The organism is Lactonifactor sp. BIOML-A5 (assembly GCF_009677585.1).
In the GTDB taxonomy this organism is placed as follows: domain Bacteria; phylum Bacillota; class Clostridia; order Lachnospirales; family Lachnospiraceae; genus Lactonifactor.
This window is the reverse complement of record NZ_WKYV01000004.1, coordinates 172,850-189,542: the sequence shown is the minus strand read 5'-3', so window position 1 is coordinate 189,542 and position 16,693 is coordinate 172,850. Positions and strand designations below refer to the sequence as shown.

Sequence of the window (16,693 nt, the reverse complement as noted above, 5' to 3'; positions counted from 1 at the left end):
CTCCTATTTCAGTACCAGTTCCAGCAAAAGCTGCAGGAACCTTCCGCAGTCTGCCTTACAGCCTACCTGGATCAAAGGCAGGTGCTCCCATACAAAATGGTGGCGTCTGTCAATTACTGTCATTCCCAGTGTGAGTCCGTCTTTTGTCTCTACCCCTACATGAGCCTCCATGGTTTCTACAAGAGTAGGATCAATAGCATAGGCAACCGCCATACAGTCTATCACTGTACAGTAGGCGTCAAATCCTCTGTTCCGGATAAAATGGATGGCATTGAGAAGAAACTTTGCCTCTTTTTTATCACTCTCTTCCATTTTTTTGAGGTCATCATCGCTGAAGTCCACATCAAAATGGGTAGCTACGTCCAGTCCCAGAGCTACTAATTTTACGCCTGAATTATACACCAGGTCCGCCGCCTCGGGATCTACGTATACATTCCACTCACTCTGGGGTGTATCCCCCGTAGCGTTTAAGAATGCATACTTATTCAATCCGAACGAACCGGAGATTGCATAGATCGCCGGTATCATCTCCTTGATCTCCGGTGCCTTTATCATAGCGAGCGCGATATTGCTCATTGGCGCTGTGGAAATGATGTACACTTCATTCGGGTTCTCTTTTATAATCTTTATCATAAGATCTACAGCGTCAAGCTCGCTCAGCGGCATGGCCGGTGCCGGAAGGTGATTCTCTGCCTGTCCGTCGGTTCCGTGGGTAAAAGGATCCTTCGGGCATTCTCTGATAATAGGCTTTGCCAGTCCTCTTGCCACAGGAATGTCTGTACGCCCAAGCAATTCCAGTGTTTTTCTGGCATTTACGCAGGTGACATCAACCGGGTAGTTGCCGTTAACTGTAGTTACCGCCATGAGCTGCAGATCCGGAGATTTTGCCGCCATTACAATTGCCATGGAATCGTCCATACCTGGATCGCAGTCTAATATAATCTTTTTCATACCGCACCTCTTTCTTTATTTATTCATTTTACAGACGCACAAGCGGCTGTTTTCTTCTTTTTCCTGTACCAGTTCTATACATCTGGCTGTATTTTTATAAAAAACTCTCTCTTTCTGGGGCCGTCGAATTCCAGAAAATACAGATGCTGGGAGCCGCCGATAAGCGGTTTTCCTTCGTGAATGATAAATCCGTCAGATACCCCCAAGAGAGCAGACTTAATATGTCCCGCAGCATCCTGCGGGGTATCGTGCTGGTGTTTAAAGTCAATTCTTGTGGGAACCAGCCTTCGAATTTCCTCGTCCAAATCCACAAACCCATCCGGATCCCAGGGGGAAAATACAGCCAGCCCTGCCGTTGAATGAGGATTGTATACCAGACAAGTACCCTCCTGCACGCCGCTCTCCTCTACCGCCTGAATCAACTGTTCTGTAATGTCATGAACCCCGTTGTATACTGTCTCTAATTTATAATTCTTAAGCATTTGACTTCCCCCTATTTCACAATAATCTCGCTGTTTTTCACTCCTGCTCCTCCTTCTGCAAAGGACCAGTCCCCCTCGCAGCCCCGGCCGTACTTCTCACCTATCATCTCTGAGATATAACCGGCCAGCAGGCAGACAGGCGCAAACTGGGTCAGAGGCATATTCAGGGGATATTTGGGAGCGGGCACTTGTACATAAGTTCCCTCTTCTCCATTGAAATCCTCCTTGGTTCCATCCGTAACAACAAGAAGCGGACGTTTCAGGACATTGGCATAGTGTACCATCTCTTTGGTTCTGCTCAGGCCTGGATTCGTCGTATTGCCCACCACAACGGTTCCCAGATTTCTGGCATCCCTTGCAAAGAAGTTGAGATGGAACCATTCCTCTGAATTTATATGCATAGCCACCTTTCCTGTGGCCTCCAGCATCTTGGCCCAGCCAAACCACGCAGCAGCATAGTCGAATCCGGCTCCCACAAAGTCATAGTAGGGAAAGTCCTTCCACTCCTCAGCTGCCTTCACACAAGTGCTTTCCATCTGAGGCAGAAGCTTTCTCAGTGCCTCTCCCTGTGCCCTCATGTCAAAACGATAGTCCATAGCCTGGTCCATGGTATAGCTGCCCCTCACCTCTCCAAAGCGGATGGCCAAAAGAAGAAGAGACATCACACTTACCATATAGCTTCTGGTTCCCGGCGCACCCTCAAATTCCGGGATGTTTAGTTTTAAGATTTTGTCGGAATGCATGCCGAGAGGGGATTTCTCATTTCCTGTGACTCCCAGCACATAACAGCCATGGAGCCTGGCGCGCTGTACGGCCTCTGCAACCCTGGCTCCTGTTCCGGAATTGCTCACCGCAATTACCAGGGGATTTCTGCAGTCAACCCCCATATGCTTTTCACAGTAATAGCGGCTCAGATCAATGGCTGTCACCACCTCTGTGGGAATTCCTGTGAGCATCTCAAAGATCGGTTTGGCGGCCAGAGATGCCGCATAGGAGTCACCACATCCTGTGAGTACAATTCTCTGGATATTGAATATCTCCTGGAAGCTCAGAACAAGCCTCGCTTTTTCTTCTAAATCGTCGTATTGTGTCTCAATCAGATCCGGCAGGCTGAATACCTGACGGCTCATTGGATTGTCATATTTACTCATAAATTTCTCCCTTATATCTTCCAAACAGTCTGTTTCTTTGTGTCCTGTTACCACAGCGTGGGATTCCAGTTTTTCTTCCCGGCAGCTCTCTTTTTCTCATCCATCTGCTGGAGCACTGCACATCCCTCCAGCGCAATATCAATGGCATAATTATGCCCTGCCCCTTCAGAGAAGGTCTCCCCCGTGCAAAGGTTATCTGCCACGGAACAAACAGATCCGCCTCTGCGGCCAAATAATGCCGACAGGGTAACAATAGCAGCAGATTCTCTGTCCCCGTTAAGCACCCCGGCACGGTTGTAAATCCCGGCAGTTTCTATGTTCCACGGCTGTAGGTATCCTCCCACACCCGGCCGGCCGCCACCCACAAAATCACTGTCTACAGAAAGGGTAACGCCCACATGGTAGGGAGCTTTTAACTCCTCCGCCGCAGCCGCCATAGCATTAATTACCTCATAGTGACTGGCGGCCGGGTAGGCAGCGGGAATATATGCCTTTGTCATACCTTCTTCCCGCACCACGCCGCTGGCAATCACCACATCACCGGGATGTACCTGGTCTCCCAGGCCTCCGGAACCTCCGACTCTGAGAAAGGTGGAGGCATCTGTATATTCCATGAAATCATAGAGAATTAATTCCATCTCCGGAGAACCGCTTCCTCCGCTTACAACAGTTATCCGGGCTCCTTTGTATGTGCCGGAATATGTAGTAAACATTCCGGAATTGCCAATTAGCTCCGCATTCTCCAGACGGTCTGCAATTTTCTTTGCCGGGTCCTCATCATAGGCACACAGAGGATCCCTTACGGTAATCAAAACGAAGTCGCCTACCTTTGTATGATCGATCTGGGTAAGCGCGGGACGCCCCTTTATCACCAAGCCCTTTTCCGGTACATTTTTATAATACTCATACTGCTTATGCATCCGCTGAATAGATGGTTTTTTTCGCATTTCATCACTTAACATGTCTGATCCTCCATGGATTTTAATAGACGGAGTGCTTCTTCTTGTTCCTCTTTTTGTATTCTTTTAGGCACTCCGTACTGAGATATACACATTGCGGCAGAAATACTGCCCATTCTTCCACATTCTGCCGGGGAATGTCCCTGGCAGTATCCACATAAGACAGCTCCCGAGGAGCTGTTGCCTCCGCCTGTGGGATCCATTACCTTTACCCCCTGGCAGGAAGGTACTTCCACAGCCTCTTTCGGGGTAATCATGACAGCTCCCCTGGCTCCCTGACGCAGAAATACAAGCCTCAGATTCCAGGACTGAAATTCCTGTATAATATCTTCCTTCTTCTCCAGGCCGAGAAGCGCCCTGGCTTCTGTCATATTAATTGACAGTATATCCAGGCGGGATGCGATCTCCCTGACATGCTTCTTTTTCTCCAGGCAGGTGGCGTCATTAGCGATTTCCCACATTACCACCGCGGAAGATTCCTTCTTCATCTCCAAAATCTTCTCCCAGAAATCCGGGCTGTCGTTTTTAAAAATATAGATTCCTTTGGAAGCAGAAAAATAGGGTTTCAGATCCTCAGGGGTAATTTCTATTTTTTTGTAGTGGTCTGGTCCGTACAGAGGAGTCTCGGTCCGTTCTCCGTCTTCAAAGTACTGGATGACGGTATGAGGGGTTTTCTCATCTTTTACAAGAAGCCCCTCCATGGAGATCCCGTTTGTTTCATACCATTCTCCGTAGATCTCCCGGTAATCGGCCCCTACCCCCGTCGCCAGAAGAACGCTGTCACTCCACAGCTTCATACCGCACAGGGCGTAGATTCCGGCACCTCCGGCCACCTTTTCCACTGTTTTTCCATCTGAAAAGCGAATCTCGTCTGTCACTGCAGTTGATGCAACTATATAATCCACATCTGCACCCCCTACTCTGAGATAATCAGGCTGTCACAGGTCATGGTTCCCCTTGATATCACAAAGCCTGCCCCGCCGCAGGTATAGGTATCGTCCTCAGCAGTAAGGATCGTCTCATTGTTCACACTGAGAGACAGCTGATTTTTATGGGCAGAGAATTTTAACTCATACCCCAGATCCTCTTTGTAGGCATAAGGCGCGGTGCCCAGTATGGTTCTCTGACCGTCCTTCTGCATATAGATAACCGCTTCTTTTTTGTTCTGAAGCACAGCCCCGTAATAGCGGCGGTGTCCCACACTTCTGACTACCAGTCCGCCGGACTGGTGCAGGGCAAAATGAAGGGTGGATGCTGCCGTATAGTCCTCCCACTCCCGGCTTCCAATAGTCACCAGGCCGTCATCTTCCACGTTTGAGACACAGTACGTATACTTAAAGTCTGCGGCAAACTGTACGGCAGAGCTTGCAAACCCAGCCAGCCACAGGGGATTCGTATTCCAGATGGAGGTCATAAGCATTCCCCGCTGGGCAAACCTGGACGGAGCGCCCTTCCAATCAATGGAGTGAAGAATCACGTGCCCGTCAAACCGCTTTTCGCTGGAAATCTCATATCCCAGCTTAAAGATAGACATTCCCTGAGTATCCGGAACTGTCCAGGAGAAGGTATTCACTGCTTTTGTAACAACCACGGGTTCTCCGTAGATCACCTGCTCCACATTATCAATGTCATAGTATAATATATACGGACGAAGACTTACCTCACCCTCTTCCATAAGGCTTACAGAGGTAACCACCTTCTGAGAGGAATACAAGGTGGGAGAGGCCACCGTAGAGAAGTTGGCCGCCAGCTTTGAAAAGTCAATAAAAGTCTGGGTGGATACATCCGCTGTCACCCCATCGGCCACATGCCTGCACCCGATAACCAGTCCGTTCCTTCCCTCAGTAAATTCATTGTAATTGGATAGCTCCACCTGTGCCATGGCCCCATGGGCAAAGGTACAGGGGGCAAATCCCTGAAGAGAGCCGGGGAATTCAAAGGTAAACCTCTCAGGGGAAATCTCAGCTTCCTCCCCTGCCAGCATAGCTGCAGCTTTCAGAATTCTCTTGCTTTCAATCACTGCATCGGTCACCACAGATCCGCCGTCGGAGGTCACTACATACATAAGATCTGCCACTGGTGTTCTGAAATCAGCCCCTGCGTTGATGCCGGCAAGCCCCAGCCGGATTCCGTTAAATGCCCCTACATTACCCGCATTGCAGTCCGTATCCCAGGCCGCGGAGGAGGCAATGCTGATGGATTTCTGGAAATCGTCTCCTCCCAGAAGGATAGAGGCAATCACCATGGCATGATTAGGCACCATATGACAGCAGCCGGGGAAAACTTCATAGCCATATTTGGGGTTCAGATACTCCCGCACAGCTCTCCAGTCTGATTCCCTGCTGCAGATCTCCCGCACATCGCGGATAATAGCGATAAGCTGTTCATTAGACAGGTACGTTTCTGCCCGATCCAGCAAAACATTCAGATCCTTTTCCGTGAACGCCATAGCTTCCAGAGCTGCCAGATGGCAGGCAGCCTCTACTGCAATCCCGTCATGGCTGACACTGGCAGCTTTTTTCACCAGCTCCACCGCAAGATCCGGATTATCCGGGCAGGCCATGGCGATGGCATCGATGAAGATCTGTGCTCCGATCTGCTCTGCCAGCGTTTTCCCGTTTGTCTCTATGGAACCGCTCTGGGGAGCCTCCATGCCGTTTTTCAGGTTCAGATATGCCGTATGCTCTGTGGAGCGGCCAAGACCTCCCCACCAGAGAATGGTTTTATTTTCAATAATATAGTTCAGCCAGGTATCTCCAAATGCCTTTGCCGGAAGATGCTTGTCATAACCGTTATCCTCCAGGGCCCGGAAAAATCCAAAGGTTCCTGATATATCGTCATCCGCTACAATCAGGGGAACTCCCACTTCCTCGTGTACATAATATTTAATATCCCCGAAGGTATCCTGAATCTTTTCGTAACTCCAGCCTTCTACCGGGCGCCCCAGGTATACACCAATAAGCTTGCCCAGAACACCTGAGTAGATCTGGTTTCTGAATTGGGTAACAGCCATTTCTATTCTCCTTTTACTCTTATTATCTCAAATCTGTCTGCTAAAATCGCACCGTAATCCACCACAAATCCGGCGCCCCCGCAGGTATAAGCTTCATCCTGCCCAGATACTGCCGCCTTCCCGTCTACATACAGGGTAAGGGTATCCTTATTCACAGTGAATTTCATATTATAAATGTGATCCACGCCTGATTCAAAGTCAAAACTTTCACTTGCAACGGTAATCCTCTCCCCGTCTTTCTGCCGATAGATTACTGCCTGTCCGTTGGTGAGCACCGCACCGTAATATCTTCTGTGGCCTTTTGCTCTTGCCACAAGTCCTGCAGCCTCCTGCTGTCCCAGAGTCAGGGCAGAGCTCACAGAGTAATTATCCCAGTCCAGGGTTCCCGTGGTTACCACTCCGTTATGACCGCTGTGAGAGATAGAAAAGGTGGTTGTGTAATCCGGACAATAGCAGTCCGCAGAGGATACAAAGGTAGCCAGCCAGGAGGTCTTCGTTGTCCACGGAGTCAGGGACGGCGTCATCTCCATGGAACGCCCCATAGTATAGCGTACCGGAACATTGGACCAGTCCAGCGTTTTCAGAATAATACTTCCGTCCACACACGTCTGACTGGTCAGAGCAATACCCAAACGGTAGATGGCATGTCCCTCTGTATCCGGCACTTCCCAGGTCAGAAGGTTCTCTCCCCTTTCCAGTGCAAACACGGGGCTCTTAAGCACCTCCAGTTCATCTTCTTCATTAAAATATTCTATAAAAAACCTGAAATCAGGATTCTGTGCGTCCTCAGCCTTTACGCAGGCGGTAACCGTCTGGCCGCTGTACAGAGTAGGCGAACACAGCACATCAAAATAGCTGGTGCCGTCCTTCCCCTTTGGTTTCAAATCCACAAAAGTATCCACGCAGGCAGAGGCATGCACCCCTGCACCCAGTCTCTCGTAAGAGAGCCTGCATCCGTATTCTCCGGTAGAATCAAAGGTATTCTCAATTCTGGTGAGCACCTGTTCTTCCGTTTCCTTGTCATAAGGGATAATACCCTGCACGGAACCCGGATATTCAAATGCCATCCTTTCCCCGGGCAGACAAACCTCTTCTCCGTTCAGTGCAGCCGCTGCCTTTACAATCTTACGTGTTTCCAAAACAGCATCGGAGATGCAGGAACCGCCGTCACTGGTTACAATATACATCCGATCTGCCACTGCCTTTCTCAGGTCGTTTCCTTTCTGAAATCCCTCGAGCCCCAGACGGATCCCGTTCAGGCAGCCTACATTGCCGGAATTGCAGTCCGTGTCCCATCCGGAACTGCAGGCAATCATGCAGGATTTGTGGAAGTCATCTCCTCCCATAAGCAGAGCCATTAAGACAACCAGATGATTGGTAATCATAGGGCAATTCCCCGGATATTTCTCGTATCCGTGATTGTCTGCAATCCACCGGCGCACCTGATGCCAGTCATCTGTACCTGCGCACTGGGCACGCAGTTCCTGTACCAGGTCTTTAAACTCCTGGTTGTCCACATACTCCATTGCGCCATCCAGCAGCGCGTCTATGTTCTTCTCCTCGAATGCCATGGATTCCATCACCGCCAGATAAACTGCTGCGTCAATGGCAACTCCCCCGTGGCTTACACTGGCTGCAGCCTTTGCCATTCTTGCCGTGCGCTCAGGATTCCCGGGATTTGCCAGCGCCCAGGTGTCAATAAAGATCTCTGAGCCAATCTGTTCGGCCATGCTTCTCCCGTTTAATTCCACTGAACCGCTTTTAGGGGCTTTTATTCCGTTTTTCAGCCGGAGATATGCGGTATGTTCTGTACTCCTGGCAAGACCTCCCCACCAGAGAATGGTTTGGTTCTCTATAATGTAATTCAGCCAGGTATCGCCGATGGCTTCCGCCGTGAGTTCAGGATCATAGCCGTTATCTTCCAAACTTCTGAAAAACGCGAAGGTTCCCGAAATATCATCATCTGGTACAATCAGGGGCGCTCCTGTCTTATGATTCTTATAATAGTAGATCTCTCCAAAGTACTTCTGGATTTTTTCATAGGTCCAGCCCTCCACGGGACGTCCCAGATAGACTCCTATCATCTTTCCCAATACACCCGCGTAGATGTCCTCTTTGATTCGATTTATTTCCATATATTCTTTCCTCCCAATTAGTAAGTATCATTATCCTTTTACCGCTCCGCTTACCATACCGTCCACAAAGTACTTCTGCGCACACAAGAAGAAGATAACGATAGGTGCGATTAAGATTACCGCCGAAGCCATTAAAATAGACATATTAGATCCATAGCTTCCGTTCATTGCCAGGAATCCCAGAGTAGCAGTAAAATTCTTCTCTCCCTGCAGGAAGGTAGAAGAGATCAGATACTCATTCCAAGACTGCAGCCCTACCAACACCCCTACCGTGATCAGTCCGGGAGATACCACAGGCCGCATTACATGCCAGATTACCTGGGCAGTATTTGCTCCGTCGATTCTGGCCGCCTCCTCCAAATCCCTCGGGACATTCAAAAAGAAGGTCCTCATCAGGAATACGGACAGCGGCATGTAAACTGCTGCCAGTATCATACTGGTAGCGGGAATGTTTCCTATTAAATTAAATCTTGCATACACATAGTACAGCGGAAACAGGAACAGCTGGATGGGCACTGTCATAGCCATCATAAAATACATAAGAATTCCGCCGCTTCCCTTAATTCTCTTGCCTGACAGTACATAACCAGCCAGTGTGGAGCAGACTAAGATGATTAAAATGGTACATCCGGACAGCTTCACACTGTTGATAAATCCTTTGGCAAATTTACCGGTTTCCCATGCCTGTATATAGTTCTCCAGATGGATGACCTGGGACAGGGCCAGAGGATTCCTTACGATATCTGCATTCTCTTTAAAGCTGTTGATCACTACCAGGGCGATAGGGAACAGACAGATAAAAACAAGAATCAGCAGGACTGCGTGTATGATAAAATTAGATGCAACTCGTTTCTTTTTAGATGTAACGGCCATAATACCCCTCCTACTGCATTTCTTCCTTGCGGCTTAATCTGGCATAGATTCCCGATGCGATTAATCCGAAGAAGCTCATAAACAAACCTACCGCTGCTGCCTTTCCTACCTGCATAGAGCTGAAAGCGTAGGAATATGCATACGTACCCAACACTTCTGTGGAATGTGCCGGGCCGCCTCCAGTTAACAGCTTGACATAGTCAAAGGCCAGGAAGGAACCAATCACGATCATAACAAACATCAGGCTTACAGTTGCCTTAATATTTGGCATATAGATATACCGGAACAGCTGCCAGGCATTACATCCGTCGATCCTGGCTGCTTCCACCTGATCGGTGGGTGTCTGGCGAAGCGCCGCCAGATAGATAACCGTAAGATAGCTCCAGTAATGCCAGATGTCTACACCGGCACAGGCATAGATGGCTGATTTCATGCTGGCCAAAGGAGAGCTGATATCAAATCCGAGACCTTTAAAATAGGCAACCAGACCAACCACAGGGCTGAAGATAATGTTCAGCCACAGCATTGCGTTCACCGCCGGCGCCAGCACGTAGGGAATCAGAAATGCCACCTGATAAATACTTCTGGTTTTCTTGCGGCTCAGCAGCAGCATTGCAGCCAGCATACCGATACACACAGGGATCGTTACAAACATTACGGTCCATATGACGTTATTTCGGATGGAAATGAAAAAGATCTTATCGTGAAACAGCTCTTTGAAATTTTCAAATCCTATAAAATTGATATTGGGGGAGATGCCGTTCCAATCCGTAAAGGATGAAATAATGGTTAAAATACCCGGCACCAGGATAATGGAAACACTAATTAGCAGCGCAGGCGCTATTAATAAGTAATTCCAGTTAAACTTTTTTCTGCTCATGATTCAGCCTCCTTGTTTTCTCTTGCTCCTTCTGAGAGTTATGTACTGCCCTTCCTGTTCTCTCCAGGACAACGCTCACCGGACACCCTTGGCTGTCCGCCGGGCGCTGTCCTGGAAACGTTTAGAAACATAGGGCCGGTATGTTCACAAACATACCGGCCTCGGTTATCGTTTCCTGATGGAATTACTGAATGCCTGCTGGTTTCGGGATTGGCGGAACCAGGCCTTTTTCGAATTCGGCTGCAAACTCTTTATCCATGTTGTCAAGATAATCCGTTACTGATATTGTGTCATACCATACGTCTTCGATATTGACAATTGCCTGCTGAGTTGCTGCTGGGAAGAACACATTGTCGTAGAAACCAAAGTTTCCTGCATTTACGGCACCGGAAATATTCTGTACTACGTCAACGAAAGATTTGGAAAGGTATCCCATGTTGCTGGTATCTACAGTTGATAAATCTTTCAGAGGAGTTCCCCAGTATCCTGGCCATGCTTCTGTCATTTCCTGCATGAATTCCGGCTGCATCATCATATCAATAATTTTAGCAGCTTCATCTTTGTGTTCCTGGCTCACATTTGCATTGATTGACAGAGTACATGCGGCACCTAAAGTATATGTCTCGTCAGGAACCTGTTCTGTGGCCGGGAATGGAATGAATGCGATATTTTCTTCTTTGTCATCTGTAAAGAAAGAGGCTGCCCACTGGAATGCGATAGATGGCCCAATGAAGAATGGAGATTTTTCGTCAGCTAATAACTGTAAGGACTCGCTGAAGTTTAAGTTTACATAATCTTCTCCTGCCAGATAGCCTTTATCCCACCATTCTTTTGATTTTTCAATAGCGGCCTGCACATTAGGATTGTTCCACTTTTCCTCTCCTGTTAAGCATTTGTAAACAGTATCTGGTCCCGCAATGTGTGTCAGGAACAGAGAACCGTAGTTTTCGTTAACAGGCTTCCAGCCTTTGTTTCCTGTTACAGATGCATAAAGCCCTTTTTCCAGAGCCTGATCCATAACGCTTTCCAGCTCTTCGATGGTGGTAGGCACTTCCCATCCGTTATCTTCTAATACTTTCTTATTATAGAATACACCCATGGTGCTGACACCATTTACCAAGCTGTACAGTTTGCCGTCTACAGTACCTGATTCATAGTATGGCTGAAGGATTCTGTCCTTCCATCCGTATTCCTCTGCGTAAGCGTCCATAGCTTCCAGTTTGCCGGCTTCTACCAAAGGCATAACAAAGGACGGGCCTGAGCCATATACAATATCCGGTCCCTGATTCGCTGCCAGGGCTGTGGACATATCTGTGTCTACGGAAGGTCTGAACTCAATCACCAGCTGATATTTGTCCTGAGAAGCATTGTACTTATCAGCCAGAATCTTTTGCATTGCCTCCTGTGCATAGGGCTCTGCGCCCCAGAACCATAAGTTGATTTCTTCTCTGTCTTTCATATTCGGGTCAGATTTTGTTACGGTACCGTCTTCTGCGTCAGCGGACTCTTCTCCTTTTGCATCATCCTCTGTCTTTTTGTCATCGTCAGATGAACCTGTGGATACGGAGCATCCGGTGAGCATGCTGCCAACCATTGCCAGTGACAGTAACATAGCAATCATTTTTCTCTTCATTACTTCTTCCTCCTTTTTTCGTTCCTGTGGGGAACATAAACTTTGGTAAATGTTTGGTAAAAAAGTGATAAATTTAACTATATTTTCATTATAGCAGTTTATCACTTTTTGTCAATATGGAATCTTATTTTCCTTTATTTTCGTAATAATTTCACAATTTTCAAGGGTAATAATGGGTAATTATTAATTTATCATGAAGTATATCTATGTCTTTTGTGTAAACTGTTCCAGCCGTATTGGTAAACTATTGATAAAACAATTATTTTTACCACTATTTTTATCACTTTCCCGATATTTTATCAAATTATATTATCAGAACCAAATCGTCCGTACAGGCGTTGCCTCTCCGGCAAGCTTGTACGCGTTTTTAAAGTCATGCGTCAGGGACTAACAAGCTGCAAAAAGCCATGAAAAATACCATAAGGAGAGGATTCACAAATAATCTTCAGCCTTTCCTTATGGTATCCCTCATGGCCCTTTTCTATTCTTCTGTCACAAAAGAACCTTAACAGACTTTCTTTCTATCAGCGACGGAGCAAAATACGTATCTCTTGCCGGTTCCTGCTCCTCCCCGGAAATCCTTTTGATCATAAGCTCACAAGCCCGTTTTCCCATTAGCTCTGCCGGCTGCTGAATGGTAGTAAGAGGAGGGTTCAGCAAATCACAATAGGGAATATCGTCAAATCCTACCACTGAAAGATCCTCTCCGATCTTAAGCCCGTGCTCTGCGGCATACTGGTAAACTCCGAGAGCCATCAGATCATTGCAGGCAAAGATCGCCGTCACATCCCGTTCCTCAAAGTATTCCGCCGCACGATACCCGGATCTGGAGGAAAAATCCCCGTAGTAAATATTTTCCCTGGCAATGGAGATTCCGTAATACACCAGCGCTTCCTTATATCCTTCCAGCCTTTTTCTGCAATTATAGACCTCTCTTGGTCCTGAGACAATCCCAATATCTCTGTGGCCGGACAAAATCAAGTGCTCAGTAGCCAGATATGCCCCCTGCTTATTGTCCCCTGTTATGAAATCACAGAACACACGATCTACGGCCCGATCCAGGAGCAGAAGCCTGATTTTGGTGCGCTCAAAGAACTTGCCCATTTTCATATTATTATCATTGAGATTCATATCTATGGGAGGCATTGCTATAATCCCTTCCACCCGCAGATCCGCCAGCATCTCCAGATATCCCAGGCAGCGCTCCATAGAATTCTCTACATTGCACAGAACAACCTTATACCCGTTCACTGCCGCATGATTCTCAATCCCCTTGATACACTGGTTAAAGAATGGATTGCTGCAGTTGGGATGAATCACCCCTAAAAGCTTCGTTGCCGGCTCATTAGCAGCCTCTTTGGCCGTGTGCCTGTATCCCAATTCCTCCGCTGCCTTTATAATCCTTTCTTTTGTCTCCTGAGTTATTCTTGAGGGCCTGTTGTTCAAAACCAGAGATACACTGGTCACAGATACCCCCGCCTTATTCGCAACATCCTTTACTGTTACCTTCATAAACTTCTCCCACAATCTTACTGTACATATTCCCGGTATTCATATACGTGCCGGAAGTGTTACATCGTTCTTTAGAATTATTATAACGGTTTTGATAAAATAGTCAATATTTTTATCAATATTTTTTACCAGATTACCAACAGGCGGATGGAAATCAGTAGGAAGACCGGAATATGATAGTTATGTATATATGAAGTTCGAGGTAAATTTCTCTCACCGTCCCCAAAAGGGAATTTGGTTGACTCTAGCCAGCAAAATACTTATAATACTAACATAGGTTAAAATAAGGAGATAAAAAAGTGAAAAACATAAAAAGAATTGCCGCTCTTACAGGAGTTGTTCTCCTGGTTGGCATGTATGTCATAACTCTGATATTTGCCCTGTCCGGCCGTCCCGATGCTTCTTCGCTGCTGATGGCGTCCCTCTATGCCACTGTCATTATTCCAGTTCTATTATATGCCTTTATGCTGGTGTACAGATGGCAGCACCCTAAAGAGGACACCCCCGGCAAGAAGAAGGAACAGGAATTTTATAAGGAAGAATACCAGATCGATACTATTATTTTTGACATTGGGAAGGTACTTGTGAATTATGGGTGGCTGGATGTTCTCCAGAATCTGGGATATGACGAGAATACCATAGATGCGGTTTCCCAGGCGGTGTTCCTGAACGAGGACTGGGTAGAAGGGGATCGCGGCGTATTAAGTGAAGAGGAACTCCTGCAGGCTTTTATAGAAAATAATCCCGCCTATGAGACCCAAATTCGGGAAACCTTTCAAAACATCGGCAAGACAGTGCATACATACGCATATACAGAAAGATGGCTGGACTCTTTAAAAAATAAGGGCTATCGGCTTTATATCCTTTCTAATTTCTCAGAACCGCTCTATAAACAGGCAAAAGATGAGCTTTCATTTTTGTCAAAGGTTGACGGGGGGTATATGTCTTATCAAATCAAGCTGCTGAAGCCAGACCCTGCGATTTATCAGCGGCTTATAAAAGATTTTAACATTGTACCTGAGCATGCGGTATTTCTGGACGACCTTTTGGAAAACGTTGCGGAAGCACGCGCACAGGGTCTTAACGCCATTCATTTTACCTCCAGAAGAGAAGCAGTTGCCCAGCTCCGGGAATTTGGAGTAAAATAAGCCTCTGATATTTTATAATAACAGCCGCAGTACAAACTTCTGCGGCTGTTATCTTGGTAGTCTAAACTATATCTGCAACGAACGCCATACGTCTGCCCGCAAGATATGTATTAAGAGCTCCCTGGGGTCTAAAATATGTATTTTTAATGTGTATAATCTAAAAGCTTAATGCTGTCACCTACATCCTTTGCAATCAAATCTTTCATTCTTTTAGCAAATGGACAGGGATATCCGATAGGGGTTCCCTTTTGGATACAGCTGTGTAACGCCTTCAAATACTCCCGCCTTCTCTCTTACCACCTGAAAATCTGCGGTTCCAGGACAGTAGTCCTCTGTTTGCATACATCTGATTATCCCTACTTTCATAAGCAACTCCTTCCTATACGGTCCCGGTTGGCACATGTGGCTGCAAGCCTGCTTGCTTCAAACCATTCTCGGCTAAAGTATACGCAGCACTCCCCTTTCATCCATGTCATCTGGCGGACTCACGGCTTCCATTGTTCGTTAAAGTATACCACAAAAAAATCAAAAAAGAAGCACTGCATAGAAGTCTTTCACGTGCAGTGCTTCTGAATCTATTGCTAAATTTGTCTGTAAATAATATCTTCACGTCCCGGCCCATTGGATATCATGGTAATTGGGAAGCCTATCTTTTCTTCCACAAATTCGATATATTTTCTGCAGTTCTCCGGGAGTTCTTCATAGGTTTTTATTCCGCGGATGTCTGTCTTCCACCCAGGAAGCACCTCAATCACAGGCTTGGCCTTTTCCAGCATACAGGTTGTGGGAAAGTCCGTGGTAATGCTGCCGTCAATATCGTATGCCACACATACGGGGATCTCCTCCAGATATCCCAGCACATCCAATACTGTAAAAGCTACATCAGTGGTTCCCTGCATTCTGCAGCCATATTTGGAAGCTACGACATCAAACCATCCCATGCGTCTCGGACGTCCGGTGGTGGCACCATACTCGCCGCCGTCGCCTCCCCGTCTGCGGAGCTCATCTGCCTCTTCCCCGAAAATCTCGGACACAAATGCACCCGCTCCCACTGCGCTGGAGTATGCTTTGCACACTGTAATTATTTTCTTTATTTCATAAGGAGGAAGTCCGGCACCGATTGCACCGTAGGCCGCTAAAGTAGAGGATGAGGTAACCATAGGGTAAATCCCGTGATCCGGATCCTTTAACGACCCAAGCTGGCCTTCCAGAAGAATTTCTTTTCCCTCTTTCATAGCATTCCACAGATACAGAGAAACATCACATACATAGGGCTCTACCATGTTCTTATATTCCATTAGTTCCTGGAATACCTCTTCCGGCTTAAGCAGAGGTTTGTGATAAAGATGTTCCAGAGTAACATTTTTCATCTCACAGACCCGGGTTACCTTTTCCCTCAGTGAAGACTCCTCAAACAGTTCGCTTACCTGAAACCCGATTTTTGCATATTTATCCGAATAGAAAGGCGCAATTCCTGATTTTGTAGAACCAAAAGACTTGCCCCCCAGACGTTCCTCCTCGTACTCATCGAACTTAATGTGGTAAGACATTACCATCTGCGCCCGGTCCGAAACTTTAATTTTAGGGGCGGGTACTCCCCGCTCTACAATCCCCTGTATCTCATGAAAAAGAATAGGGATATTGAGAGCAACCCCATTCCCAATTACGCTTGTTGTATGATCGTAAAATACACCGGAAGGCAGTGTGTGTAATGCAAATTTTCCATAATTATTAACAATGGTATGGCCTGCATTGGCTCCGCCCTGAAATCTTACTATAATATCAGATTCTTTGGCCAGCATATCCGTAATTTTACCTTTTCCCTCGTCTCCCCAGTTTGCTCCCACTACTGCTTTTACCATGTCAGATCCTCCTGATAAAATCCATTGTACTCTTATTTTGCCTTTTTACGAATCAAGTATACTATAAGATTTGACATAAGTAAAATCAATGTTT

The 16,693-nt window shown here is 46.9% G+C and carries 13 protein-coding genes and 1 pseudogene; 1 reads left to right on the top strand and 13 read right to left on the bottom strand.

What is annotated here, in order from left to right:
• Positions 1–3: 3 nt before the first annotated feature.
• The 11 genes from GKG41_RS04585 to GKG41_RS04535 all read right to left on the bottom strand — a co-directional run bounded on the left by GKG41_RS04585 (position 4) and on the right by GKG41_RS04535 (position 13,589).
• Positions 4–951 carry a nucleoside hydrolase gene (locus GKG41_RS04585; RefSeq protein ID WP_154257389.1) on the bottom strand — a complete coding sequence of 316 codons (948 nt, stop codon included), beginning with the start codon at positions 949–951 and terminating at the stop codon, positions 4–6.
• A 74-nt stretch (positions 952–1,025) separates the two neighbouring features.
• Positions 1,026–1,433 carry a secondary thiamine-phosphate synthase enzyme YjbQ gene (locus GKG41_RS04580; RefSeq protein WP_072849004.1) on the bottom strand — a complete coding sequence of 136 codons (408 nt, stop codon included), beginning with the start codon at positions 1,431–1,433 and terminating at the stop codon, positions 1,026–1,028.
• An 11-nt stretch (positions 1,434–1,444) separates the two neighbouring features.
• Entirely contained in the window at positions 1,445–2,584 is a 1,140-nt protein-coding gene (locus GKG41_RS04575; RefSeq protein WP_154257388.1) for an SIS domain-containing protein, read from the bottom strand.
• Between the two features lie 47 nt (positions 2,585–2,631).
• Positions 2,632–3,546 (bottom strand): nucleoside phosphorylase, encoded by a 915-nt coding sequence (locus GKG41_RS04570; RefSeq protein WP_154257387.1) that lies wholly within the window; start codon positions 3,544–3,546, stop codon positions 2,632–2,634.
• Positions 3,540–4,448 (bottom strand): carbohydrate kinase family protein, encoded by a 909-nt coding sequence (locus tag GKG41_RS04565; protein WP_226903059.1) that lies wholly within the window; start codon positions 4,446–4,448, stop codon positions 3,540–3,542. Before GKG41_RS04565 ends, GKG41_RS04570 begins: the two co-directional genes overlap by 7 nt.
• 11 nt (positions 4,449–4,459) lie before the next feature.
• Positions 4,460–6,556: an ADP-ribosylglycohydrolase family protein gene (locus GKG41_RS04560; RefSeq protein WP_154257386.1), complete on the bottom strand. Its 2,097-nt coding sequence runs from the start codon at positions 6,554–6,556 to the stop codon at positions 4,460–4,462.
• 2 nt (positions 6,557–6,558) lie between these two features.
• Positions 6,559–8,691, bottom strand: a complete 2,133-nt coding sequence (locus tag GKG41_RS04555; RefSeq protein ID WP_154257385.1) for an ADP-ribosylglycohydrolase family protein — start codon at positions 8,689–8,691, stop codon at positions 6,559–6,561.
• 30 nt (positions 8,692–8,721) lie between these two features.
• Positions 8,722–9,564 (bottom strand): carbohydrate ABC transporter permease, encoded by an 843-nt coding sequence (locus tag GKG41_RS04550; RefSeq protein WP_072849017.1) that lies wholly within the window; start codon positions 9,562–9,564, stop codon positions 8,722–8,724.
• 10 nt (positions 9,565–9,574) lie between these two features.
• Complete coding sequence (locus GKG41_RS04545) at positions 9,575–10,444, bottom strand: sugar ABC transporter permease (RefSeq protein WP_072849019.1); 870 nt, start codon at positions 10,442–10,444, stop codon at positions 9,575–9,577.
• Positions 10,445–10,628: 184 nt separating this feature from the next.
• Positions 10,629–12,077: an extracellular solute-binding protein gene (locus GKG41_RS04540; RefSeq protein WP_154257384.1), complete on the bottom strand. Its 1,449-nt coding sequence runs from the start codon at positions 12,075–12,077 to the stop codon at positions 10,629–10,631.
• A 492-nt stretch (positions 12,078–12,569) separates the two neighbouring features.
• Positions 12,570–13,589 carry a LacI family DNA-binding transcriptional regulator gene (locus tag GKG41_RS04535; protein WP_154257383.1) on the bottom strand — a complete coding sequence of 340 codons (1,020 nt, stop codon included), beginning with the start codon at positions 13,587–13,589 and terminating at the stop codon, positions 12,570–12,572.
• A gap of 299 nt (positions 13,590–13,888) precedes the next feature.
• Here GKG41_RS04535 and GKG41_RS04530 point away from each other — a divergent pair, with 299 nt between their 5' ends.
• A complete protein-coding gene (locus tag GKG41_RS04530; protein ID WP_226903056.1) occupies positions 13,889–14,737 on the top strand; it encodes an HAD family phosphatase in 849 nt (282 codons plus the stop codon).
• Positions 14,738–14,880: 143 nt separating this feature from the next.
• Here GKG41_RS04530 and GKG41_RS04525 read toward each other — a convergent pair.
• Positions 14,881–15,103, bottom strand: a pseudogene (locus GKG41_RS04525) (CGGC domain-containing protein).
• Between the two features lie 215 nt (positions 15,104–15,318).
• Positions 15,319–16,599: an adenylosuccinate synthase gene (locus GKG41_RS04520; protein ID WP_154257382.1), complete on the bottom strand. Its 1,281-nt coding sequence runs from the start codon at positions 16,597–16,599 to the stop codon at positions 15,319–15,321.
• Between the last annotated feature and the right edge of the window lie 94 nt (positions 16,600–16,693).

Excerpts from the sequence above, each read along its gene's own strand:
- GKG41_RS04585 (WP_154257389.1), bottom strand. The coding sequence starts at position 951 with ATGAAAAAGATTATATTAGACTGCGATCCAGGTATGGACGATTCCATG.
- GKG41_RS04580 (WP_072849004.1), bottom strand. The coding sequence starts at position 1,433 with ATGCTTAAGAATTATAAATTAGAGACAGTATACAACGGGGTTCATGAC.
- GKG41_RS04575 (WP_154257388.1), bottom strand. The coding sequence starts at position 2,584 with ATGAGTAAATATGACAATCCAATGAGCCGTCAGGTATTCAGCCTGCCG.
- GKG41_RS04570 (WP_154257387.1), bottom strand. The coding sequence starts at position 3,546 with ATGTTAAGTGATGAAATGCGAAAAAAACCATCTATTCAGCGGATGCAT.
- GKG41_RS04560 (WP_154257386.1), bottom strand. The coding sequence starts at position 6,556 with ATGGCTGTTACCCAATTCAGAAACCAGATCTACTCAGGTGTTCTGGGC.
- GKG41_RS04555 (WP_154257385.1), bottom strand. The coding sequence starts at position 8,691 with ATGGAAATAAATCGAATCAAAGAGGACATCTACGCGGGTGTATTGGGA.
- GKG41_RS04550 (WP_072849017.1), bottom strand. The coding sequence starts at position 9,564 with ATGGCCGTTACATCTAAAAAGAAACGAGTTGCATCTAATTTTATCATA.
- GKG41_RS04545 (WP_072849019.1), bottom strand. The coding sequence starts at position 10,444 with ATGAGCAGAAAAAAGTTTAACTGGAATTACTTATTAATAGCGCCTGCG.
- GKG41_RS04540 (WP_154257384.1), bottom strand. The coding sequence starts at position 12,077 with ATGAAGAGAAAAATGATTGCTATGTTACTGTCACTGGCAATGGTTGGC.
- GKG41_RS04535 (WP_154257383.1), bottom strand. The coding sequence starts at position 13,589 with ATGAAGGTAACAGTAAAGGATGTTGCGAATAAGGCGGGGGTATCTGTG.
- GKG41_RS04520 (WP_154257382.1), bottom strand. The coding sequence starts at position 16,599 with ATGGTAAAAGCAGTAGTGGGAGCAAACTGGGGAGACGAGGGAAAAGGT.